At 69.5% G+C, this 23,628-nt stretch carries 20 protein-coding genes; 8 read left to right on the top strand and 12 right to left on the bottom strand.

Annotated features, from left to right (window positions below; translation table 11 throughout):
• Window positions 1-10 precede the first annotated feature (10 nt).
• The 5 genes from OV287_RS24625 to OV287_RS24605 form a co-directional block, all read right to left on the bottom strand.
• On the bottom strand, window positions 11-1,015 hold the full coding sequence (locus OV287_RS24625) for a biotin--[acetyl-CoA-carboxylase] ligase (protein WP_267536480.1): 1,005 nt from the start codon (window positions 1,013-1,015) through the stop codon (window positions 11-13).
• 106 nt (window positions 1,016-1,121) lie between these two features.
• Window positions 1,122-2,447, bottom strand: a complete 1,326-nt coding sequence (locus tag OV287_RS24620) for a homoserine dehydrogenase (protein ID WP_267536479.1) — start codon at window positions 2,445-2,447, stop codon at window positions 1,122-1,124.
• A gap of 22 nt (window positions 2,448-2,469) precedes the next feature.
• A complete protein-coding gene (locus OV287_RS24615; protein WP_267536478.1) occupies window positions 2,470-3,072 on the bottom strand; it encodes a hypothetical protein in 603 nt (200 codons plus the stop codon).
• Between the two features lie 5 nt (window positions 3,073-3,077).
• The gene (locus OV287_RS24610; RefSeq protein WP_267536477.1) at window positions 3,078-4,013 is read right to left on the bottom strand and encodes a HEAT repeat domain-containing protein; all 936 of its coding nucleotides are present in this window, start codon (window positions 4,011-4,013) and stop codon (window positions 3,078-3,080) included.
• A gap of 55 nt (window positions 4,014-4,068) precedes the next feature.
• Complete coding sequence (locus OV287_RS24605) at window positions 4,069-6,231, bottom strand: HTH domain-containing protein (protein ID WP_267536476.1); 2,163 nt, start codon at window positions 6,229-6,231, stop codon at window positions 4,069-4,071.
• A 103-nt stretch (window positions 6,232-6,334) separates the two neighbouring features.
• Between OV287_RS24605 and OV287_RS24600 the strand changes: the two genes are divergently transcribed.
• A complete protein-coding gene (locus tag OV287_RS24600) occupies window positions 6,335-8,521 on the top strand; it encodes an outer membrane protein assembly factor BamB family protein (protein ID WP_267536475.1) in 2,187 nt (728 codons plus the stop codon).
• Between the two features lie 127 nt (window positions 8,522-8,648).
• A complete protein-coding gene (locus OV287_RS24595; RefSeq protein WP_267536474.1) occupies window positions 8,649-9,707 on the top strand; it encodes an NAD(P)H-dependent flavin oxidoreductase in 1,059 nt (352 codons plus the stop codon).
• Window positions 9,708-9,761: 54 nt separating this feature from the next.
• On the opposite strand, the gene OV287_RS24590 is transcribed toward OV287_RS24595, so the two are convergent.
• From OV287_RS24590 to OV287_RS24580, 3 genes are all read right to left on the bottom strand, one after another.
• Window positions 9,762-10,343 carry an HNH endonuclease family protein gene (locus OV287_RS24590; RefSeq protein WP_267536473.1) on the bottom strand — a complete coding sequence of 194 codons (582 nt, stop codon included), beginning with the start codon at window positions 10,341-10,343 and terminating at the stop codon, window positions 9,762-9,764.
• On the bottom strand, window positions 10,340-11,587 hold the full coding sequence (locus tag OV287_RS24585) for an AAA family ATPase (protein WP_267536472.1): 1,248 nt from the start codon (window positions 11,585-11,587) through the stop codon (window positions 10,340-10,342). Before OV287_RS24585 ends, OV287_RS24590 begins: the two co-directional genes overlap by 4 nt.
• Before the next feature lie 111 nt (window positions 11,588-11,698).
• Entirely contained in the window at window positions 11,699-12,604 is a 906-nt protein-coding gene (locus tag OV287_RS24580) for a hypothetical protein (RefSeq protein WP_267536471.1), read from the bottom strand.
• Between the two features lie 58 nt (window positions 12,605-12,662).
• Here OV287_RS24580 and OV287_RS24575 point away from each other — a divergent pair, with 58 nt between their 5' ends.
• Window positions 12,663-13,664, top strand: coding sequence for an alpha/beta fold hydrolase (locus OV287_RS24575; RefSeq protein WP_267536470.1), 1,002 nt, complete (start codon window positions 12,663-12,665; stop codon window positions 13,662-13,664).
• Between the two features lie 6 nt (window positions 13,665-13,670).
• On the opposite strand, the gene OV287_RS24570 is transcribed toward OV287_RS24575, so the two are convergent.
• Window positions 13,671-14,054 (bottom strand): TIGR02265 family protein, encoded by a 384-nt coding sequence (locus tag OV287_RS24570; protein WP_267536469.1) that lies wholly within the window; start codon window positions 14,052-14,054, stop codon window positions 13,671-13,673.
• Window positions 14,055-14,086: 32 nt separating this feature from the next.
• Entirely contained in the window at window positions 14,087-14,722 is a 636-nt protein-coding gene (gene udk, locus OV287_RS24565) for a uridine kinase (RefSeq protein ID WP_267536468.1), read from the bottom strand.
• Between the two features lie 278 nt (window positions 14,723-15,000).
• On the opposite strand from udk, the gene OV287_RS24560 reads away from it, so the two are divergent.
• Together OV287_RS24560 and OV287_RS24555 are read left to right on the top strand one after the other, a co-directional pair.
• Complete coding sequence (locus tag OV287_RS24560) at window positions 15,001-15,942, top strand: hypothetical protein (RefSeq protein ID WP_267536467.1); 942 nt, start codon at window positions 15,001-15,003, stop codon at window positions 15,940-15,942.
• A gap of 246 nt (window positions 15,943-16,188) precedes the next feature.
• Complete coding sequence (locus OV287_RS24555) at window positions 16,189-17,190, top strand: hypothetical protein (protein ID WP_267536466.1); 1,002 nt, start codon at window positions 16,189-16,191, stop codon at window positions 17,188-17,190.
• Window positions 17,191-17,220: 30 nt separating this feature from the next.
• Here the strand turns inward: OV287_RS24555 and OV287_RS24550 are convergent, their stop codons facing one another.
• On the bottom strand, window positions 17,221-18,864 hold the full coding sequence (locus OV287_RS24550) for an MbnB/TglH/ChrH family RiPP precursor modification enzyme (RefSeq protein WP_267536465.1): 1,644 nt from the start codon (window positions 18,862-18,864) through the stop codon (window positions 17,221-17,223).
• A 102-nt stretch (window positions 18,865-18,966) separates the two neighbouring features.
• Here OV287_RS24550 and OV287_RS24545 point away from each other — a divergent pair, with 102 nt between their 5' ends.
• From OV287_RS24545 to OV287_RS24535, 3 genes are all read left to right on the top strand, one after another.
• Entirely contained in the window at window positions 18,967-20,223 is a 1,257-nt protein-coding gene (locus OV287_RS24545; RefSeq protein WP_267536464.1) for a dipeptidase, read from the top strand.
• A gap of 115 nt (window positions 20,224-20,338) precedes the next feature.
• Window positions 20,339-20,761 (top strand): hypothetical protein, encoded by a 423-nt coding sequence (locus OV287_RS24540; protein WP_267536463.1) that lies wholly within the window; start codon window positions 20,339-20,341, stop codon window positions 20,759-20,761.
• Window positions 20,762-20,771: 10 nt separating this feature from the next.
• Entirely contained in the window at window positions 20,772-21,425 is a 654-nt protein-coding gene (locus OV287_RS24535; protein ID WP_267536462.1) for an HAD hydrolase-like protein, read from the top strand.
• Here the strand turns inward: OV287_RS24535 and OV287_RS24530 are convergent.
• The gene (locus OV287_RS24530; RefSeq protein ID WP_267536461.1) at window positions 21,413-23,626 is read right to left on the bottom strand and encodes a SpoIID/LytB domain-containing protein; all 2,214 of its coding nucleotides are present in this window, start codon (window positions 23,624-23,626) and stop codon (window positions 21,413-21,415) included. The genes OV287_RS24535 and OV287_RS24530 overlap by 13 nt on opposite strands.
• Window positions 23,627-23,628 lie beyond the last annotated feature (2 nt).

Genomic DNA, 23,628 nt, shown 5'->3' with positions numbered 1-23,628 from the left:
GCCGCGCAGTCTAGCGGGGCCGGAGTTGCTCCACATCCCCAGCGAGCACTCTTTCCAGCGAGCCCCCCGCCGTCCGCACCAGCAGTGCACCGGACACGTCGATGTCTTCAGCGACACCGCGCAATTCCGATCGGTCGGTACGCACCAGCACCTCCTGGCGGAGCGTGGCGGACAGCTCCTTCCAGCGCTGGCGCACCGGGTCGAAGCCCACCTCGTGGTGCAGATCCAACCACTCCTCCAGGCGGCCCCAGAGCGCAGTGGTGAAGAGGGCGCGGTTGACGCGTCGGCCCAGCGCCTGGGAGAGCGAGGTGGCGGTGGTGGCCACCTCGGGCGGGAAGTCCTCGGGGCCCGCGTTGAGGTTCACGCCAATGCCGAGCACCACGAAGTGCACGCGCTCCGGCTCCGCGGACAGCTCGGTGAGGATGCCCGCCACCTTGCGGCCACCGATCTGCACGTCGTTGGGCCACTTGATGAGGGCATCGGCATCGGTCTCGCGCAGCGCCTCGGCGAGGGCCACCGCGGCCACCAGGGTGAGCTCGGGGGCGCGCTGGGGCGGCAGCTCCGGCCGGAGGATGGCGGAGAAGTACAGGTTCAGCCCGCTGGGAGACACCCAGGTGCGGCCCCGACGGCCCCTGCCCGCCGTCTGCTGCTCGGTGATGACCACCTCGCCGTGCTCGGCCCCATCCTGGGCGAGCCGGAAGGCAGCCTCGTTGGTGGAGGGCAACGACTCATGGAAGTGGATGCTCTGCCCCAGGTGGTGGGTGGACAGCAGCGGCGCCAGCTCCAGCGGCGAGAGCCGATCCGGCACGTCCACCAGCCGGTAGCCCCGCGCGGGCACGGCGTCGATGCGGTAGCCCTTCTCACGCAGCGACTGCACGTGCTTCCACACAGCGGTGCGGGACAGGCCCAGCTTGGCGGAGAGCGCCTCTCCCGAGAGGAACTCGTCACGCCCGTCTGCGAGGAAGCCGAGGATGATCTCCTGCTGCGTCTGCTCGGCCGTCTCGGTGGCACCCATGCCGCGAACCTCCCTGGGAAAAGGGCCCCCAGGGTAGGGACCGGCGGCCCGACTTTCAACAGCCCCGCCGGTGGGTGAACCTTCGCTCGGGTGCCCGCCTGCCCTCCTACCGGCTGGCGAGCAACACTCCCGGCCCTTCCTCGATGCGAATGACCTGGGTAGGTGCACGTGTGCTGCGCAGCGAGTCGATCCACTGCACCGCGGCCACCACATCCGCCTCACGGGTGTCGTGAGTGAAGACGACGATGGTGGCGTGGGCATCCTCGGGGCGAGGAGGACGTTGGAGCACCGAGTTGATGCTCACCCCCTTCTCTCCCAGCACGCTGGCGATGCGCCCCAGCACGCCGGGCTCGTCGCTGACGGAGAAGCGCAGGTAGACGGGCCCGCGGCGCGCCCCGGAGGGCAGCAGGGGCACGTCGTGCACGTGGGGCGGGCACGGCAGGGGCAGCCGCCCGGAGACGCCGGCCAGGAGGTTGCGACAGGTGTCGATGATGTCGGACACCACCGCACTTCCCGTGGGAAGGGCCCCAGCGCCCCGGCCCGAGTAGAGCGAGGCCCCCAGCGCCGCGGACTGGAGCAGCACGGCGTTGAAGGCACTGCTCACATCCGCCAGGGGGCTGGCCGCGGGGATGAAGGCCGGGTGCACGCGTACGTCCAGCCCCTCGGGAGCCCGGCGCGCCGTGGCGAGCAGCTTGAGCACGTACCCCGCCTCGCGCCCGTGGGAGATGTCCGCGGGGGTGAGGCTGGTAATCCCCTCGACGAGGATGGACTCGGGGGACACGCGCGCGGAGAAGGCCAGCGAGGCCAGCAGGCACAGCTTCTGCGCCGCGTCCATGCCGCTCACGTCCAGCGTGGGATCCGCCTCCGCGTAGCCGAGCTCCTGCGCACGCCGCAGCGCGTCCGCGTAGCTGGCGCCCTCGTTGGCCATGGCCGAGAGGATGAAATTGGTGGTGCCGTTGACGATGCCGGTGAGCGACTCCACCCGGTCCGAGGCGAGCGCCTCGCGCAGCGTGCGGATGATGGGAATGCCGCCGCAGACGGCCCCCTCGAAGTGCACGTCCACCCCGCGCGCCAGCGCCTTCGAGTAGATCGCCTCGCCGTGCGCCGACAGCAGCGCCTTGTTGGCCGTCACCACGTGGCGGCCCGAGGCAATGGCCTGCTCGAGGTACTCGCGCGCGGGACTCAGCCCGCCCATCAGCTCCACGACGACGGCCACCTCTTTGTCGTCGAGGATGGTCTTCATGTCGTGGGTGATGAGCGAGGCGGGGACGTCCTCGGGCCGCGACCGGCCCGTGTTGCGCACCAGCACGTGGCGCACGCGCACCCGTGCCCCCAAGCGCCGCTCGATGTCCTTCGCATGGTCCGCGAGGATGCGGTACGTCCCCAGCCCCACGTTGCCCAGTCCCAGCAGGGCGATGCCGATCTCTTTCATGTGATGTCTCCCCTGCTCGTGCTCAGCGGCTCGGTTCCTGAAGCTTGAAGGAGGTCAGCTCCAGCCAGGTCTGAGGCAGGCGCTCGCCGTTGCTCTTCTCGGCGGAGACCTCGATGCGCACCAGGCCCACGCCCTCGGCGAAGGTGAGCGCGTTCACCAGGGTGGTCTGGGCATCCACTCGGTTGCGCGCCTCCACCCGGACGCAATGCTTGAAGGAGCCCGCGGGCGCATCGCAGGGAACCCCCGCCTGGAGGATGCGGTAGCGCTCGGTGGAGGACACGGACACCACGTTGGTCCACTGGTTGCCCTCGGCCAGCGGTCCGCGCAGCAGGTAGCGCTTGCGGTCGCGCACGCCGAAGTTGTCCACGGAGAGCTGCCCGCCCTGGTTGTCGTGGAAGTACCCGTCCTCCTCCTTGAGCACCTCCACGTCCACGGTCCTGTCCGCGCGGCCGTTGACCCGGTACGTCCAGCGGTTGCCCACGGCTAGAGGGTAGTACGCGGCCAGCGACTCGGAGGGACGCGTCTCCTGCTCGGCCACCTGCTGCCGGCTCGAGGAGCAAGCGCCAACACCCACCACCAGCGAGGCCCCGAGGCCCCACCGTACGACGACAGACGAGAGCTTCATATGTGTCAGTGTTCCGCGCGGTCCGTGCCGCGCGCCTCCGGAGCAGCGAGCTTGCGTGATGCCAGGAGTGTGTCCAGTGCCTGCTTGGCCGCGGCCTGCACATCCGGCTGGTCGTGTCCCTGTGCCACGGTGAAGAGGTACGCCTCGGCCTCCGTCCCGCCAATCTCTCCGATGGCGAAGACGACCTCCTGCACGAAGCCAACCTCCCGGTCCTTCACCAGATCGATGAGCGCGGGAACGGCCCCCGGCGCCTTCATCTCCGCCAACGCGCCGATGGCCTGGCGCACCACCTGCGGGTCGTCCTCCTCAAGCTGGCGAATGAGCAGCGGTGCCGCCGCGGGGTTGCGCCGGTCGGCGAGCACGCGCAGGGCGAACTCACGTACCCGCTCGTCCTGGGATTGCAGATCCTGCACCAGCGCAGCGTCCGGCCGCTCCACCGCCGCGAGCTGGAGCGCAGCCGCATGGGTCACCTGGGTGAAGGCCCGGCGCAGCGCCTCGCGCAGGGCCTCGCGCCGCGCCTCGGGAGTCTTGCCCTCTACGCGGACCTCACCCAACCCCACCACCTGGTAGCGCTGATCATGCTCCACGCCCGGACGCTCCATCGCCAGGGTGACGCCCACCTCGGCGAAGGAGAACGAGCTGCCGTCCTTGAGCGCCTCACGGGTGAAGGGCAGCTCGAGCGTGAACGACCAGGCCTCCAGGGCGCGCTTGTCCTTCTCGCCCTTGCCCTTCCCGCCCTCCTCGAGGAACTCGAAGCGGCGGCTGTCGCGCAGCGTACGGGTGAAGAGCTCGTGGACGCTCGACGGGGCCCAACCGAGCAGGCCGTTGTCGACCACCGTCGCGCCCTTGAGCGAGACGTGCTCCACCGGAAAGCTCGGCTCCCGCGAACGGCAGGCGCCGAGCATCAGGGCCACCAGGGCGATGAGCAGGCCGGGCTTCATACCGGCCTACCCTAACCCAGTCCCGCGCTCCCCTCACGCCAGGAGCGCGAGGAAGTCAGGCCGCTCCACCTTCCGGCGAGCCGCTCCCCGAGGAAGCAGGCCCACTGGAGGGCTCCGGCTCCGAGGGCGCACGGGCCCCCTCGGCGGCGGACTCCGCCTTCTCGGCGGCCACCCGGGCGTACTCCTCCGCGGCGGTGCGCTGGGCCTCGGCGGGCGCGGCGCTCTCGACGCTCGGGAAAGGCGACTGCCACTCGGAGGCCGTCCTCACGGCCTCACCTGGAGCCGCAAGGCCCTCGGCGCCCTCGGCGGGCACAGCAGCGGCGGCGGCTGCCACGGCGGTTGCACCCTCAGCGGGCGTCCCTTCAGCAGCGGCGGCGGCTCCCTCGGCAGGGGCCTCACCACCCTCACCCGGCGCGCCCTCTGGACCCCGGCCACCCCGGCCGCGACGGCCCCGGCGGCGACGGCGGCGGCGCTTGCGCTCACCCGCCGCGGCGCCCTCACCCGGAGTGCCTCCCTCGGGCTGACCTCCCGCGACGAAGGCACTCGCGGCCTCCAGATCCTCGTCCTCGCCCTCGCCCTCGTCCTCACCCTCCTCGCCCTGCTCCTCCTCGGAGAGGCCGGCGGGCGCGGGGACCTCGGTGGGCGCGGCGGCGGCGGCGGCCGGCACGGCACCAGCGGCCTCGGCCTGCTCAGCCTGGGCGGCGGCTTGCCTCTCGCGGCGGCGCTCTTCGCGACGCGCCTCCCGCTCGCGCTTGCGCTCCTCGCGCTCGCGCTGACGCTCCTCGCGGCGCGACGGCGGAGCCGCCTCCTCGGTCCCACTCTCGCGGGAGGCCTCGGCCTCTTCGCCGCCCTCCTCGCCCTCGCCAGTACGGGCCTGCTTCTCGCGCTGGCGCTCCTCGCGGCGCTTCTGGGCCTCGTCGGCCTCGAGCTTCGCCACCTCGAAGAAGCGCTCGTCCACGTCGTACAGCTCCACCGTGGTGACGGTCACCGCGGACTTCGCCTCGAGGAACTTCTCGCCGAGCGCGTCACCGCACCAGAGCATCACCAGCGAGCCACTCGCCTGGGCCTCGGTGCGCGCATCGCCCCGCACGTCCCCGGCGCACGCCAGCAGACCCACCTGGGCCGAGTAGTGACCCAGGTCCTTGCGCAGCTCCTGCACCGCCTTGCGATCCAGCGACGGCGTGCCCTTGAGCATGCGGATGGCGTAGCGCAGGTCCACGCTGCCCTCGCGCTTGCGGGCGGTAAGCAGCGGACCTTCCTTGGAGCGCTTGGCCACCTTCAGCTCGCGGAAGCCCAGCGCGTGCATCATCTTCACGACGGACTTCTCGAAGGGGCCCACGTCCAGCTCGCCCAGGCGCTTGCGCAGCGCCCGCGCCACGGCCTTGCGCGCGTCCTTCACCGCCGTGCGAGCCGTCGTCAGCAGGGCGGCATCGGCCTGGGCCTCGGGAGTCGCCGCGGCGGCAGCACCTGCCCTCGGCAGCACCGGACGCCCGTCCTCGAGCGGAATGCCCAGCGCGGCGGCGAAGGCGGCCTGCAGCTCCAGCGGCGGCGCCTCGCTCGGCGCACCGGCACGCTCCAGCACCACCGCCCCGCTCTCCTTGGAGAAGGAGAACTGGGGACGGCGGCCCGCGTCGATGCGGCGCTGGTTGTCCTCCAGCAGCGCGGTGAGCAGCGCCTCCACCGTGGCGTCCTCGGCGGCCAGCTCCTTGCCGCGCGCCTGCTCGAGGATCTGCTCCGGGCGCAGGCCCTGCTCGGCCTCGCTGAGGATCTCGAACACCACCTCCGGAATGGGCGGGAAGCGGCGGCGTCGTCCACCCCGTCCGGCCTCCTCCTCCTCGTCCCGGCGGCGCTTGCGCTCGCTACCCCGGCCGGCCACCCGAACGTTGTCGGTGCGCGGCTCGGGGTGACGCTCGACCGGCCGCAGCGGCGGCAGGCTCTCCTCTGGATGCGCCTCCATCACTCCCGTCTGAGCCAGCGCCTCGGCATCCTCCGGCAACGCCCAATCGGCGAGCGCGAAGGTATCCTTGGCGGTGACAATCACCTTGCGATCGCGCGTCCGACGGGCCATCGCCGCGAGCCGCGACAACATCGTCAGCTCGGGCGTCTTGCCCACGTGGGACAGCAGGTTCTGAGCGATCGACTTCTCGGTGATCTCGAGGAAGGAGAGGGGACGTCCTTCGCTCTCCAGCACGCGGAGAGCGGCCTCATAAAAAGTCATCGGCGAATTCCCCAACAAAATCGAACGGTTACAAAAATGTAGGTCCGTATAGGCGGCGGATGCTAGCCATCGCTATTCTGGCTTGTCAACGAATGGGGAAGGGATGATCCGCTTTCGCATCGGACATCGATGGAAGCGCGAACCCGCGGAGGCGCCGCACGATTCCGTTTCGATGGAACTGGACGGGGTCAATTTGCTGCCGGGAGCGGTGGAGGAGCCGCTCGTGGAAGCGGTGCCGGCGCTCGTGGAGGCCGTGGCGGGGTTGCATGTAGGAGGGCGGCGGCTGGCGCAGGTGTCGCTGACGGAGGCGCACCTGGAGCTGGTGCTGCGACGTTCAGGAGCGGACATCGAGCTCCAGGTGGCGAGCCTCTCGAGGCCGGCCCGGCTGCTGCGCCCACCGCTGCGGCTGGACGCGGAGGAGTTGGCGGAGGCGGTCCGGGCCGGCGGGCAGGGCTTCCTGGAGGACCTCACCCAGGTGGCCCCCCGGAGGCTGACGGGGGCCGCCAGGCAGGGCTTCGAGCGGGCGCTGAGGCTGCTGGAGGAGCCGGTCCACTTCCCGGAGGAACTGCGTCCGGAGCCCTTCACCCGGCGGGTGGCGCCCCCCTCCCTGCCCGGCTTTGGCTTCGCGCTGGACGACACGGACGACGTGCTGCGGCGCTCGGCGAGGGAGAAGGGCCCGGCACTGGCCTCGCTGCTGTGCCCAGGAGAGGTGTGGCTGTCGCTGGAGGAGCGGCCGGTGGCATGGCGCACGTCGGGCCCCCCCTTCCTCACGGCGCTGGAGCTGGCACGGCAGGCGGCGGACCTGGCACGAGCGGTGGAACTGGGCGAGCCGCGCTTCAGCTTCGAGCCCGCGGGTGTGCGTCCTGAGCTGACACTGGACCTGAAGGCGGGAGAGGCTCGGCTGGGCAGGGCCACATTCCCGCTGCGGGGCGAGGCGCTGGTGGAGGCCATGTACCACCTGGGGCAGGCGCTGGCGGTGGCCATGTCCGAGCGCGAGCGCTCCCTGGCGGGCAACCCCTACCTGGTGGAGCTGGCCGAGCGCTGTCGGGAGGGACTCTCGCACCTGCGCGGAGCGGTGCAGCCGCCCGAGGAGAGCGGGACTGCGATGGCGAGGGCGGCACAGTCCCCGGGGGCCTCACGCCCGTTGAAGGTACCGGGACGCCTGCGCCGCCTGCGCTTCGATGACTTGTGGGAGCAGCGCAAGCTGGCGGACGCGGATCGGGGGCGGCTCATGCTGGGACGCCAGGGCCCGGTGTACTCGTCGCCCCAGATGGCGTGCGCCTTCGATCGCAAGTCGGGCAAGCAGATATGGAGGCGGGCGGCGACCCACGGCGTGGCGGCCTCGACGGACGGCTACAGCCTGGCGGCGAGCGCCGTGCGCGTCTGCGGCTTCCACGGCAAGGGCGCGGGGGCTCGCTGGCTGCACGACCACGATGGACTGCGCATCGGCCCGCTGCTGCTGCGGCAGGACGGGCTGCTGCTCACCCTGTCGGATGACCGGATCGCCCTGGCCTACAACGAGGTGACGGGCCGGGAGATGTGGCGCCTGTCGCCTCCGCGCACGCGGCGCAGCTACCTGGGAATCCATGCCCACCGGGCCCTGCTGGCAACGGACTCGGGGTACCTGTACGGGCTGGACCTGACGGACGGACAGGTGCGCTTCCGGGTGAGCGCGTCCCTGCCCTTCCTGGGCACTCCGGTGCCGTGGGGCCGGCGCTTCGTGGCCACGCTAGGACAGGGCTCGCACTTCGCCCTGCTGCTATCGGACGCCCACACGGGCGAGGCGGCGTGGACGTACGAGATGTCGCTCTCCCTACCCTCGGCGCCACTGCCGAGCGGGAAACGGCTGTACGTGGCCGGGGAGTTGGAGGGCGAGGGCGTGCTGCTGTGCCTCGATGCGAACGGACAGACGCGTTGGCAGCGGGCGCTGCACCTGGGGCCGGGACCGTTTGCGCTGGCGAGACTGCCGGGCGGAGTGCTGGTGACGTCGGCGCTGGGCGCGGCCACGCGGATGAGCGACGAGGGCGAGGTGGACTGGCGCGTGGGGGCAGCGGGCGAGCAGCTCTCCAAAGCGCTGCAGCCCATCATCTCGCGCGGGGTAGTGCTCGTGCCGGGCGAGCGCGTGCGCGCTGTGGACCCGGACAGCGGCAACGTGCTGGCGGAGGTACGGGCAGGAGCGGGCCTGATGGCGCTACAGGTCGACTCTCAGCTCAACCTCTACTTCCTGGATGAACTCGGCACGCTCTCGGCCTACCGGCTCGTCTCGCACTTCGCGGTCGTGAGCAACTGAGCAATCACTCCGATGAGCCGCACTTTCACTCGAGCCGCACTTTCACTGGCGCGGAGAACCCTCCAGACTCAACCATCCCACGAGGCCTCCCCGCTTTGCGGGCACCAGGCTCGCTCGGAGGTAGGTCATGGCAGTGGCCAATACGTGGCGGCAGCTCGCGGTGCGACTTGGGATCGAACATCCCATCATCCAGGCCCCCATGGCCGGCGTCACGACCCCGGAACTGGTCGCCGCCGCGTCGAACGCGGGCGGGCTGGGCTCCATCGGGGCTCCCTACATGAAGCCGGCGGACATCGTGCAGTTCGCGCGGCGGGTGCGTGAGCTCACCGATCGGCCCTACGCCATCAATCTCTTCGCGCCCCAGCCACCGCCCGCCAAAACCGACCCGAGCCGGATGCTGGCCGAGCTGGCGCGCTACCACCAGGAGCTTGGGCTCGAGCCGCCGCGGCCCCCCAGCTCTCCGCTGCCTTCCTTCGAGGAGCAGGTGGACGCCGTCGTGGAGAGCGGAGCCCCGATCTTCAGCTTCACCTTCGGGATTCCGCCTCCCGCGGTGCTGGAGCGGCTGAAAGCGCGAGGGATGGTGCTCCTCGGGACCGCCACGAACGTGAGGGAGGCGAAGCTGCTCGAGGCCGCGGGAGTCGACGCCGTCGTGACACAAGGCAGCGAGGCGGGCGGACACCGGGGCACCTTCGCGGAGCCCTTCGAGGCCGGGATGGTGGGCACCATGGCCCTGGTCCCCCAGGTCGCCGATGCCGTGCGCATCCCGGTCATCGCGAGCGGGGGCATCATGGACGGGCGGGGAATCGCCGCCGCACGCGTGCTCGGGGCAAGCGGCGTGCAACTCGGGACGGCCTTCCTGACCTGCCCCGAGTCGGGCGCCACCCCCGCCTACAAGGCCGCGCTCCGGGAGGCACGGGATGACATGACCGTCATCACCCGCGCCCTCTCTGGCCGTCCCGCTCGGGGCCTCGCCAATGAGCTGACGGAGGCCTTCCAGGAAGAGGGGGCCATCCTCCCCTTCCCTCTCCAGCACGGGGCCACGGGTCCGCTGCGAAACGCCGCGGCGGCCCGTGGAGACCCCCGCTTCATGACGCTCTGGTCGGGCCAGGCCGCCGCGCTCTCCCGCGGTCTTCCCGCGGCGGAGCTGATGCGGCAGCTGATCGCCGAGTCCGAGCGGCTCGGGTGACGGAGCGCCATCTCACAGGAACTCTTCCGGCAGAACGAGCGCTTGCCGTCCGGCTCAGATGTCCTCGCGAACCACTCCCTGCCGGATGAGTTCCATGGCCAGGAAAGGGAAGTGTTTCCGGATGTAGCTGAACCGCACTTCGCCGCTCCGGAAGACTTCGTAGTAGGCCGCCCGGGCCTGGATGAATTCGTCATCGTTCAGGTCCAGACGATCAATGGTCTCCTGGACGCGTTGACGCAGCGGTTCGGGTAGCCCTTCCGCTGGAATGACCTGGAGCGTGGAGAACTCGAGCGCGAACCAGCCATCCTGGACCTCGAATGGATCGAGCACGCTCTCCAGCGCGTTCTTGCGTGCATTCATCCGGGCGCAGGCGAGCCGGTAGTTGGACCACTCATACGTCAGCTCGCGACGCTTCGACTTCGGCAGGAGATGATCGACGGAGCGCGCACCCGTCCCGCGTGGGATGTAGAGACACGAGTAGGCACAGACACCACGATAGGCGTGCCAGAGTTGCACCGCGCAGTGTTGCCAATGCGGCCTCAGCTCACCTTCCTGCGACGCAAGATCGGACTGGCCCGGCTGACGGACCTTGGAGTCGAAATCCGGTGGCTCGGGCTGGGGGTCGACGTGGATCACGGCTCGATCCCCGCGGCCTCGGCACGAGCCAGCCAACGCGGCCAGAAGGGATCCGTATCCTTGAGCAGCCTGTAGAGCTCATTGTGGATCTCCCGCACCTTCTCAAGAGGGAGCTGCGGGTCCTTGAGGGCAGCCTTGGCACGGGTGATGGCCTGCTCGGCCTCCACGGAGCGGGGCTCCTTGAGATCGAAGACCTCGGACGTGAGCCAGGCGTTGGCATCCCCACGGGGCCGCCAGTCAGCGCGCGTGACCTTCACCTCGCCACCAACGAGGTCGAACATGAAGAGCGCATCTTGCTTCGGGTCGAAATGGGGCTCGACGGAGGCCAGCAACATTGGCGCGTGAGTGACAGCGAGGATTTGTACCTTGACGTCAGGACGCAGCTCACTGGCCACGGACAGCAGGGACGGCAGGATGAGCCGCTGCCACCGGGGATGAAGGTGTGCCTCCACTTCGTCCACGAGGAGCACGAGGGACTTGGAGGTCTCCTCCCGAAAAAGCGCGGCGGCTCGTTGGTGTTCTTCCCAGGCCCAGACGAGCAGGTAGGCGAGCCCGACGATCCGCTTGACCGCGGCGGATGCGTGGGTGAGCGGAACGGTGTCGTAGGGCAACTCCAGCGTGGGGATGTCCCGCACGTCGTCGATACCGATGCGCGTGGGTTCTCCAGGCGTCAATGGCTCATGGCCGTCCGGGGAGAGCACCCGGAGGACACGCCGCAGGCGCTCGAAGGACTCCGACCTCTTGAGCTGCCATGACACCCAGTCGCGGATGAGCCCGTTACAAACGATACGACCGTTCCGCGCCAAGCCGTCCCAGAGCTCTTCCCGTGAGAACTCGTACTCTGGGAGTGGCGTATGCATGCCGTGCTGCCAGCGCATGTCGTTACGGATGGGATCCCACACGGAGAAGCTCCCATCCACGCGCGCATAAAGGATCAGCCCTTGATGGGCAGCGAACCTGCCGGTCGACTCGAACGAGTGAGGGGGAATGGTCTGAACAAAGGGATAGGGGCTGCCGTCGTCTCTGATGAGCGAGCCCTCGACCCTCGCCTTTCCCGGCCAATCCTTCCTGGGCAGGGCAGGGAGCGGCTCCCGCTCTTGAGCGGTCAGCGCCCACCACGCCAGATCGAGCACGAACGTCTTACCGAGACCGTTGTCCCCGGTCAGCAGGTTGAGACGCGGCGCGAAAGAGAACGACATCCGAGGGCTCGGCCCCACGCCCTCCAGCTTCAGCCCTTCGAGCATTCCTCGTCCTCCTCACACGAGGAGTAGCACCGTAGCGCGCTGAATCAAGGGCGTAGAAGGCGGAGTGGCACCACGCTCGGTTCGCGGTGCCACTCGCGCGCCCCTGCAGGGCTACTTCTTCTGCGCCTTGGAGGGATCGATCTCCTCCTCGGAGCGTTCGGTGACCTCGGCCCCCTCCCACTTCTCACCCGCGCCGAGCCGCCAGCCGGAGGGCACTTCCATCTTCCACAGGTAGGTGGCCGTGGCATCGCCACCCGAGGCCGCGCGCGAGCTCACGTTGAAGGTGATCTCCATCTTCTTCACCTCGTTGGGCACCAGGTCCATGTCGTAGTGGCCCAGCACCATCTGCGGAGGGAACTCGGCGATGAAGCGCTCGGGGAAGTCGACCTTCATGGACGGATCCTCGCCCGTCATCTCGCCAATGAGCTTCCCCCGCTCGTCGGTGAGCTTCCACTGGGTCTTGAAGGAGGCGCTGGTGACCATCTTCTTCACCTTGCCGTCCGTGCGCTCCTCACGGTGAGCACCCCAGAGCGCGAGCTGCAGCCGCACCTGCGGCTTGTTGAGCACCATCACCACGTCCGAGCTGACGACGTCCAGGCGCATGCCCTTGTCGGTGGCCGTCCACTGCGGCTTGTAGCGACCCTCGCGCATCTGGTCGAACACCTTGCGCGTGTAGTCGTAGAAGGCCTTGCGGTCCGCAATGCGGTCATCCGTCTCGCCGCGCTTCTCGAGCTCGATGAGGTACGCGTCGAAGTCCTTGCTCAGCTTGTAGCGGCTCTGGTACGCGCTGATCTGCTCGAAGTACGTCTTGAAGAAGGGCGAGAGCTCCTGCCGGTAGGAGGCCTCGTCGGGGTTGGTGCGCATCCACCCCACGCGCTCCAGGTACTCCCTCTGGATGCGGGTGAAGTCCGCCTCACGCTGGGCCTCGAGCGCCTTGGCACTCGAGCTGCGGTACGTCATCACCCCGCCAATGAGGATGCCGGCGATGATGACGATGACTCCGAAATAACGCTTCACGCGGAGATGCTCCTGTCTCTAGGTAATGACGGCCGTAGTGATATGAGACCTGCCTCGCGTGTACCAGACCACCGGCACCATCGCGTTACCGGTCGCACTTCCTCTTGAGGAGGGCGGCCTGCTGGGCAGGGCCCAGCTCGCCTGGCATGCCTACGGAGAGCGCTCCGACGACAATGTTGCGGTGCTGCTGCACGACCTGACGCACTCGCACCAGGCGTTGGGGCCCGCGGAGGTGGCAGCCTTCCAGCCCTCGGGCTGGGGCACGGAGCTCATCGGTGAGGGGCGGCCGTTGGACACGTCCACGCTGCACGTGGTGGTGCCGAACCTGCTCGGCAGCCCCTTTGGCTCCACGTCACCGGTGACGGTGGACGAGCGGGCGGGGCTGCCCTACGGCGCTGCCCTGCCGACGGTGACCGTGACGGACATGACACGCGCGGTGGCGGCCATGCTGCGCGGGATGAAGGTGGAGCGCGTACGGGCGCTGGTGGGCGTGGGGCTCGGAGGGATGGTGGCGTTGAGGCTCGCGGCCCTCTTCCCGGAGCTGGTGACGGCGGTGGTGGTGCTGGGGGCAGCGCGCGCCCTGCCAGAGCCCCTGCGCGAACGGCTCGGCCTCACGCGCCACGTGATGAGGTTGGATCCGGACTTCCGCGATGGCCAGTACGAGCCGGGCCGCGGGCCGAAGCGGACGCTGCGCAAGCAGTACCTGGAGTACCTGCGGCTGGTACACGGAGCCGCGGCCGAGCAGGCGCTGGAGGCCGAGGCCGACGCCTTCGCGGAGAGCTTCGACGCGAACACGTGGGCGCTGTTGTGCACGGCCTACGCTGGAGGAGACGTCACCGACGGCCTGTCACAGATACGGGCGCCAGTGCTGCTGGTGGCGGCCTCGGAGGACGCGCTGGCGCCTCCGTCACGGGTGCGCGACACGTACCACCTGCTCAGCGCCGCGGGCGTGCGGGCGCACTACCACGAGCTGCCAACGCCGAGTAACCACGCGAGCCTGCTCACCCAGGCCAGGCGGCTGCATGGCCCGATGCGGGACTTCTTGCGCCGCCGGGGTTGAGTCCCTTCACGCCCAGGTGAAATCACACTCGCTGTCGAGGTCTCCCGTCGGGCGCCCGAGCACCCGTACGCCCGAGGTGCGCACCGCCTCGAGCAGCCCGAGCACCACGCCCTCGTGAAAGAGGTACGGCATGTAGTCGTTCTTCACGACCAGCCGCCCGCGCTGCGCCTCGGGCCACTCGACGTGGAGGTGCCCGTAGTTCGTGGCCACCCGGAAGGCGGACGGCAGACTGCCCAGCAGCAGCTTGGGATTGTGCCTGGCCACCACCAGCATCATCCGCCCCGCGACGGAGCCCAGGAAGGAGGACGAGGCCTGCCGTCCCATCTGCCGCAGCCCTTCCTCGCAGTCTCCGTACCGCTCCGCGAGCATGGGCAGCACGAGGGCGAACATCTGGACGTGCAGGCCGATGGGGTAGCTGAAGGTCAGCGCTGCGTGTGCGGATTGATCAGCCGGGCTCGGAGCGCTCCCACCAGCATCCCGATGGCGATGTCGTTGTTGCCGCCGTGGGGGACGATGATGTCGGCGTGGTGCTTGGAGGGCTCGACGAAGCCCATGTGCATGGGGCGCACATGGCGCAGGTACTGGCTCACCACGTGATCGAAGTCGCGCCCGCGCTCATGGATGTCGCGCTCGAGGCGGCGGAGGATGCGCAGGTCGTCGTCGGTGTCCACGTAGATGCGCACGTTCATCTCGTCGCGCACCTGCTTCATGTGCAGCACGAGGATGCCCTCGATGAGGATCATGTCCCCAGGGTCCACGCGCACGGTGTGCTTCTGCCGGGTGGAGGTGACGAAGTCGTAGACCGGCTTCTGGATGGGACGGCCCGCCTTCAGCTCACGCAAGTGCTCGACGAGCAAGTCCGTGTCGAAGGCGTCCGGGTGGTCGAAGTTGACCTCCCGGCGCTCGGCCAGCGTCAGGTCCGACAGGTCCCGGTAGTACGAATCTTGGTCGATGAAGGCCACGCGGCAGTCGGCGAGCGCATCGCGGACCTTCCGGGCGACCGTCGTCTTACCGGAGGCGGTACCACCGGCGATGCCAACGACAAGGGGGGGCGACATGACGCGCGAACTACCGCAGCAGGGTGGGCCGGCGCAAGGCACCGTCTGAAAGCCGACAATTCCACTCTTGCCAGTTCACCTCGCGGCGCGGGCTCGGTCTCCCGCGCTCAAGGCCCTCTGTCGGGCCACGAACACCCATTAGGCAAACTCAATTGAATCAGCTTTTCTGATTATAGTCATAAGAGCATTCTGCAATTGGAGCGCATCTTCCTCGCGATCACGCCCTTGAGGCTCCCCGGGCGCCAGGCCCGGACCCATCGCAACTCAGGGGGAAGCCCATGGAAACCGGTGTCTCCACCGCAGGTGCCTGTCGACTGGGGCTCGTGCTGTTGCTGCTGACCGCGAGCGCGTGCGGCCCGATGGAAGCAGGTCCCGAGCCCGAGCAGCTCACATCAGGGCCCCAGGAGCTCCAGGAGATGCGCACCACCAATGGCCTGTCGCTCAACGGCCTGTCCCTCAATGGGTTGTCGCTCAACGGGCTCTCGCTCAACGGCCTGTCCCTCAATGGCCTGGCCAGCGCCGAGTTCGACACCTGGTTCCAGGCGGACCCGGCGCTCAACGACTCGGTGATGACCTATGTCGTCCGCTGCGCCGTGCCAGCCACAGAGCGCCGCACCTATACGTCCCCCACCACGGGCCGGACCTGGAGCTGGACAGGAGGGCTGGGCCTCGCGCCGGACTGGGCCAACGGCTCGCCCGCCACGCTGGCCGAGCAGCGCATCGTCTCCGCCTGCCTGGCGGCCCATGTCGCCAAGTACGAGCTCCACGTCTCCATCTCCGTGCAGGGGCTGAGCGCCACGGGAGTGGCCATCCCCACCCCGGACTGGGAGCTGGCGCTGTACTCGGAAAAGGAGGCCTGCTTCTTCGGCAACCTCTTCACCACCGAGGGCGTCTACGCCGGCAATGATGGACGTCCACTCAACGAGAGGGAGAGCACCGCACGCGCCTGCGCCCTCTCCAGCAAGAAGGACTCGGGGAACCAGCCGTGCGCTCCGCTCATGCGCGTCGAGCAGGACTGCGCGAAGTTCTGCACCCTGGATGCCTCGCGGCGGTTCTACCCGTCCTGCACCTACAACGGCATCAGCTACCCGGCCATCACCACCCGGCTGCTCCGCTCGCAGATCTACACGTGCGGAGATGGCGTCTGTCAGGTGACCGAGCAGTGCGGCACCGGCGAGTCCTACGACAATTGCGGCAGGGACTGCGGACCCTGCCCCTGAGCCCAACTGCCCAGAAACCGCCACCGCCCCATACCTCCGGGACCCGCGGCGCGCACCACTGCACAGAAGCTCCGGCGACAACCGGATGAAACACGGATTCCCAGCGCGCCCCGCTTCCATGGTTCGCGGGCGCGCGACACCTTGAGGGTGGAGCCCTCCACCTCGCAGCTACACCATCGTCCTCCTGGCTCCCCGAGAATCCCCTCTCGTACCCGATCCCGCTTCGCACTTCACAAAAGGCATGCCATGCAACACGCCCTGGTCGAATTGTCTCGGCAGGTGAAGCACCCCCCAGCAGTCCCCTCCCCCTTCGCCCTGCTGTGCGCGGTCTTCCTGCTCTCCACGGCGAGCGCCTGCGGCCCCGTGGCCGGGCCCGAGGAAGAGCAGGAGATCGCCGCCGTGCAGCAGACGCTGTACGAGCTCAACGGATTGTCCCCCAACGGCCTGGCCTTCAACGGGCTCGCCTTCAACGGCCTGGCCTTCAACGGGCTCGCCTTCAACGGCCTGGCCTTCAACGGCCTGGCCTTCAACGGCCTGTCCACCGCCGAGTTCTCCTCCTGGTTCCAGACGAATCCAGCCATGGGCAACCAGGTGATGCGGTACATCGTCCAGTGCGCCGTCCCCGCGGGGCAGACGCGCAGCTACACCGCGCCAACGGGCATCACCTACACGTGGGCGGGAAATCTGGGCCTGGCGCCGGATTGGGCCAACGGCGCTCCCGCCACCCTGGATGAGCAGCAGCTCATCTCCGCCTGCCTCGCGGCACACACGAACAAGTTCGGAGTCCGGGTGCCCATCTCCGTGCTGGGACGCAACACACGGGACGAGCCCATCCCCTACACCAAAGAGGAGCTCGAGGACTTCTCGGAGAGGGAGGCCTGCTTCTTCGGCAACCTCTTCAACGGCGGGAGCCTCTACACCGGCAACGACGGACGCATGCTCCACCACGAGAACAGCTCCGCACGCGCCTGTGCCCGCTCGGACGAGAAGGACGATGAGCGGCAGCCCTGCCTCCCGATCGTCCGCGTCCGGCTCAAGTGCGACAAGGTCTGCGAGAAGGACGAGGCGAAGGAGTTCTACACTTCGTGCACCTACAAGGGCATCACCTACCGGCCCATCACCACGCGGATGCGCAAGAACGAGGTCTTCAGGTGCGGCGACGGCGTCTGCCAGTACACCGAGTCATGCGGCACGGGAAGGACCCCCGATAACTGTGGCAAGGACTGCGGCCCCTGCCCCGCGCCTTGAGGTGAAGGCCCAGGGCGGGTCCCGAGCGGCTCAGCCCCGACGCAACACGCCCAGGGCCCGGCCCTCCGCCAACATCGGGGCGGGCACCTCCTCCACCGGCCGGGGCCCCTGCGCGAGCGAGCGCACCACCTGCAGCAGCGAGGGCGGCACCGAGAGCACTTCCAGCCCCCGCCCCCTGCGCCGCACGACGAAGGTCCACGGGCCCGGAGCCGGACGCCGGGCCACCTGCGTGAGCGACTCCAGACCACTCACGTCCAGCACCTCGCACGCCCAGGCCCGCCCCGTGAGGTGGCGGCGCAGCGACTTCGCAGCGAAAACGAGCTCGGTGAGGTCCACCGGGAAGCCGCCGACGCGCACGTCCTCGGCCAGCCCCACCTGCCCCGGACCGGGGGCGGGCACCGGCCGCGTGAAGGCGTTGGGCAGGAACGTCTCGAAGGTGACCGCCGCCGCGAGCCCGTCCTCCGGATGCTCTCGCAGTTGGCGCCGCGTCCAGGCCGCGAAGGCCTGCCCCAGCGAGCGGCCCAGGCCTTCGAAGAGCTCGCGAAACTCCTTGGAGGCCGTGAAGGTGCGCAGCCCGTCCCGCGTGCCCGCCAGCAGCAGCCGGGACAACGGCCAGTCCCGATCGAGCTCCTCCGCCACCACCGCGAGGCGGAAGTCCGTCTCCGCCCGGGCTCCTTCCGCATCGCCTCCGGCCTCCTCCTTCGCGCCGTAGCCGATCTCATAGAGGGACCACGGCTCGCTCTCGCGGGTGAGGGCCGGCGCGGGCTCCTTCACCGGCGTGAGCTCGAGCGGTGGCCGAGGCCAGGTGGACACCAGCTTGCGCAGGCGGCGCAGCGTGAGGGCGGCCACCTCGGACGGGTGGCCATCGCCCTCGAAGGTGACGGCGCGCAGCGAGGGGCAGCGCGGCAACAGTGACTCCAGCAGGCCGAAGAGCTCCTCGCGCACTGGCTGGGTGTGGTCATCCACGTAGTAGCCCCGCCCGCTCCGCCGGGTGATGACGCCACCGGCGATGTGAATCTCGATGACCTTGTCCAACGGGAAGCCGTCGAGCCCCGCCTCCAGGGGCAGCCCGGCGGCGAGCTGGTAGCTGAGCAGGTGTCCCAGGTCGAGCAGCAGCGGCAGGCCGGTGCGCGCGTGGACGCGGGCCATGAAGTCCAGCACGTGCAGCTCGCCGCGCTTCGCGAAGGCAGCGGGGTTCTCCAGCGCGAGCGGCACGGACAAGTGCGACTGAACGTGGAGCGCGTGGGCCACGCTGTCGCGGACGCCGGCCTCGGTGAAGGGCGGCGTGAAGTAGAGGTAGCCGGGGAATGGCTGCCCGCCCGAGTGCCACCAGCCGATGTCGTTGCCCACCCAGGCGCTGCCCACGGCGCGCGCGTGCGCATCCAGGTCCTTGAGGGCCTTCACGGGCTCCAGCTCGGGGCCGTAGAGGTTGAGGTGCACGGGGTGGAAGAGCACCGGCACGTTGCCGCGACGCTCCCACATCTCGGGAAAGAGCGAGGCGTGCTGCCGCGTCTCGTCGAGCGACAGGGGCGCGCTGTACTCCACGAAGTCGAAGAGGCCGGGCGACTCGGCGAGCAGCCGGTAGGGGTGCGGCTGGTCCGCCGCGTTGAGGTTGCTGCTGAGGCCCAGCCCGCGCCAGGGGAGCTGCCAGGCAGCCGCGTCAGAGTGGCTCATGGGGCGTCAACCCTACAGCGGGCTCCGCCCATTCTCAGCACTCCTATTGCGCGTCCCCTACCCCTGGCACTTCCGGCATGCTTCCCCATCAGAGGAGAGGCAATGGTCATCCGGAGTACGTGGCTCTGTTCGCTGCTGTTGGTGGGAAGCCTGGGATGTGCCGTCCTCCGGCCGCTCCCGGAGGAGACAACTCCCGCGGTGGCACCCGAGGTGCTCCGGGCCGATCTCCACGTGCACGTGAACATGCGCGCGGCGCTCGGGCCCCTCTTCCAGGGGGAGCCCGGGGAAGGAGTGCTGGCGGGCTCGCACACGGCGTCCCTCGTCAACCAGGTGGACGCGGCGGCGCTGCGCCGAGCGGGCGTGCGGCTCATCGTCGCGACGGTCTGGCCGCCCCCCGCCACCCGTCCCGGCCGAAGCGCGCTGGGTGAGGCCCTCCACCAACTGGCGGAGCTCGAGTCCTTCGCCCAGCGCAACCCGGACTTCGTGCTGGCGCACAGTGCCGCAGAGGCACGGCGGAAGCTCGCGGACGGGCAGCTCGTGCTCATCCCCGCCGTCGAGGGTGGCGAGGGCATCCGGCGCATCGAGGACGTGGATCTGCTCTATGCCGCGGGAGCGAGGTCCATCACCCTCGTCCACTTCTTCGACAACCCGCTGGCGGACGCGGCCGATGATCAGTTCGGCGCGCTGGTGGGTGGCCTCACCAACGGACGGGACGGAGGACTCACCGCGCTCGGGGTAGACGCGGTCCGGAGGATGATCCAGCTCGGCATCCTGATCGACGTGGCCCATGCCAGCGATCAGACGATCTCGGAGGTGCTCGCCCTCGCCGGGCCCGCGGGGGTGCCGCTCCTCTACTCGCACACCGGGGCGGGCTGGGGCGAAACGCGCTGCCTGAGCACCCCCCTGGCCCAGCGGATCGGCGCAGGCGGAGGGCTGATCGGCATCGGCCTCTTCCGCTCCCCCTTCCAGCAGGTTCCCCTCGCTGAACGATGGGAGGGCTTCCAGCCAGGGACCTGTGACGACGACGTGGCCCACTGGCTGCACTATGCGCGGGAGGTGAGCCCCGAGGCCGTCATGCTCGGCAGCGACTTCAGCAGTGTCATCTTCCGCGCCCGGCCGGGAAGCGCCTGCGCCCAAGGCCTCCGCCATACGGGGGACCTGCCCGCCCTCTTCGCCGCGCTGGAGGCCCATGGCATCCCCCGGGACAACCTGGACAGCTCTGGGGAACGGCTGCTGCGCCTGCTCGAGACGGTGGAAGGCCGGGCGGACCCCTCCGTCCTTCAGTCCGCTCGGAAACTCTCCGTGCCACGGGACGACCTCTTCCTCGATTGGGCGGAGCGCGCACCCCAGGCGCGATGACCTATGCTCGACGGTTGTACCCCTACCCCATCACACATCGACGGCCCTGACGCGTCAGTCCTTGCTTCCGGCTGTCGGCTGCCGTAACTCGCCCCGCATGCTCGCGCACTCGGTCATGAACGGAACCAAGACCTGGACCACCCCGAACGGGGAGCTGCGGCTGTGGCAGCCCGCTCCACACGTCATCGTGACGCGCTTCCAGGGGGCCATGTACGACGCCCACCTGGCCCACCTCGCCATGATGAGCATCGAGGGAATCGTCTCCACCCAGCCGAAGACCGACGTCTTCCACGACTGGGAGGAGATGGAGCTCTACGCCACCGAGGCGCGGACCATCATGACGGAGCGCGCCGTCCCGCTCGCGCCGAAGATCAACTCCCTGAGCGTGCTGTTCGGCTCGAAGGTGGTGCTGATGGGGGTGTCGCTGGCCAGCCTCAAGCTGGGCGGCATCAACACCTTCACCAGCCGGGAAGACTTCGAGCAGGCCGTGCGGCAGGCCGCGGCGTCCCGGCCCGGGACGTTCAAGCCGGCGCACTGAGGCCCGCGGAATGATCTCCAACGTCGTGTTCGACTTCGACGGCACCATCGCCGACTCGAAGTCCGCGATCATTTCGGTCTACAACCAGGTGGCCGAAAAGCATCGGTTCAAGCCGCTGTTCGAAGCGGACATCCCCACCTTGAGCAAGCTCTCCATCCCGGAGAGATGCCACAGGATGAACGTCCCGATTTACAAGCTGCCCGTGTTGATCGTGGAGGTCACCCGGAGCTTCAAGAACGTCGTGGACTCGGTGTCGGCCTTCGACGGGATGCGCTCCGTCCTCGAGACGCTCCACCGTCACGGGCTCACCATCGGCATCATCTCGTCCAACTCGAACGAGAACATCGAGCGGTTCCTGGCCCGCCAGGGCATGGAGTCGCTCGTCCAGCGCGTCCATTGCTCCAGCAACGTCTTCGGCAAGGACAAGGTGATCTCCCGCTACCTGAAGACGTACGGGCTGACCCCCGAGCAGGTGCTCTACGTCGGGGATGAAGAGCGGGACGTGGTGGCCTGCAAGAAGACGAAGCTGCGCGTCCTGTCCGTCTCATGGGGACTCGAGTCCCTGGACGTCCTCACGCGCGCGGGCCCTGACTTCATCGTCCATCAACCCTCGGACATCCTCCAGCGGGTGGCCGAGTTGAACGGGTTGCCTCACCTGGCGTAGGCGCGCTCGAGAATCCGCCCGGCGTCGAGACCGCTCACCTTCGCCGCCTCCACGTCCAGGCCCTCGCCGTGCCCCTGGCCCCGCCCCTCGAACGAGACCTCCCTGTCCTCGAAGCGGGCCGTGCGCGGACAGGCGGGGAGCTTCAGCGCTGAACGTAGGAGCTCGCACGGCTGCGACTCGGCGGCGTCGAAGACCGCGCCCCCTTCCCGCTTCGTGAGCAGGTAGTGCACGCGTCCGTCCGAGAAGCGCACTCCCGTCACTCCGGGGCCCAGGAGGGATTCCACCTGCCCACGAGGACGCGTCTCCTGCCACGGCTCCTGGCCCCCCTGTGAGAACAGCAGCCACTCGCGCCAGCGAAGGGGCGGTGCCGCGAGCGCCCGTTCCTCCTCGGGCCGCACACGCACGGTCCCGAGGAAGGCCTGACAATGCGTCGTGTCGCAGACCGGCCGGCCCGGATGCCGGCTGTCGGCGTGCCGCTCGTTGTGCGCCACCACCTGCGCCAGAGCCACCCTCACCTCGCCCTTCAACGTCGCGTCCTCCGCCGCCACCACCCCCGCCGTGTATTGCAGCCGGGTGGTGCGAAAGAGGAAGTCCGAGCCCCGCCGCGCCTTGAGGGCATTCGGACTGGTGGGCACTCCGGCGGGCGGCCTGTAGGGCGGCGGCGGAGAACCCGTGAAGATGCCGGCATAGTCGCGGCCGGCCGGCACCTCCGGGAAGCGCACCCGCCACGGGCTCCCGAGGCACACCACCGACCCCTTCGCCACGAGCGGCTCCAGCTTCGTGAAGTCCTCGGGGATTGCTCGCGGCGTGCCCTGTTCCAGCGAGAAGCCCGCGCCCTGACACCGCGCCTCGATGGCTCCCGGCGACACCAGCCCCAGCACCTGCACCCGCGCGGCCTCCAGCCCGCTCCGCTTCTTCCGCACCTTCGCCAGCACCTCGGGCACCTCGTCCGCGAAGGCGCGCGGCATCTTTCCCGGCCGAGCCACCACCGCCACCAGGTCCTCGTCCACCGCGACGATCCACCCGAGCCTCGGCCGGCTCTCCGCGTCCCGCACCGTCCCCGTCTTCGCCGCCACGCCCGCATAGGCCTTCGAGGCTGGCAGTTCGGACAACGTCCCGCGCGCGGCGCTGCCAGCGAGCACTTCCATCAACTCTGGCCTCGCCTCGGCCAACAGCCGGTACGCTTGCGCCAGCCCCCACGGCGAGAGGCGCAGCGTCGAGCGCAGTCCGATAGCGTCCGCCATGTCCAGGGGCACACCGGACAGGCCCACCGCGGTCAGCACCGCGCCCCAGGAACCAAAAGCCCTCGGCGCGCTCCCCTGCCCCTCCCAGTCCAGGAAGTACCCGTTGCATGAGCGCACCAGCGCCGTCCGCGCGTCCACCTTGCCGGGCAGCCGCTCGCCACACATCCACTCGGGCACCTCCGCTCGCGGGGAGAGCACCGGCGGCGACACCGCACTCCCGGCCACCACGAAGGGCTTCAGCGTCGAGCCGTACGGCATCGCCGTGCGGATGTCCCCCTCGGAGAACAGCACCTCGCCCGAGTGGCGGCTGAGCACCACCGTGGCCGAGGCCATCGCCTGCATCGCCACGCCAGCCAGCTCGTCCACCGACAGCGGCACCGCCCAGCGGGCCTCGTCCTGGCACTGCCTCAACCGGCGCGTCAGGGCTTTCGGAAAACCCGAGTCCTCGTTCAGCACGCGCGCCAGAGCCCGCCGGGCTCGCGGAGTGTCCACGTCCGGGTTGTGCGCCAGCTCCGCCGAGGCGCTCGTCAGCGACTGGTAGGGCGCCTCCCGCCACTCGGCCAGCTCCCCGCTCACCGCCAAGGCGAAGGCCTCGTGAAACAGCCGATCCTCCGCCGAGGCCGGGCAGGCCCACCACAGGAACTGGTGCGCCAGCTCGTGCCGCAGCGTCACGCGCAACCGCTCATCCAGCACCCCGGGCAAGCCCTGCCGCAGCTCCACCACACCCGGCCGGCCCTGCCCGTTGCGAGAGGGCAACATCCCCTCACCCTTCCGCAGGGAGATGTTCACCGGGGCCCGGCTCGGTGCACTCCCAGCCTCGGCCACATAGCGCGCCTCCAGCGCCTTCCACGCGGCCTCGGCCTCGGCGCGCAACTCCGCTTCGGGCGTCACGTCTCCCCTCGTGAGGAAGACAGGGGTGGCCGCCAACATGGCGACCGTCACGGCGGCCCACCCCATCA

The sequence above is a fragment of the Archangium lansingense genome (assembly GCF_026626635.1).
GTDB classification, from domain to species: domain Bacteria; phylum Myxococcota; class Myxococcia; order Myxococcales; family Myxococcaceae; genus Archangium; species Archangium lansingense.
Note: the sequence above shows the minus strand (reverse complement) of the source record. Positions and strands in the feature narration are given on the sequence as shown.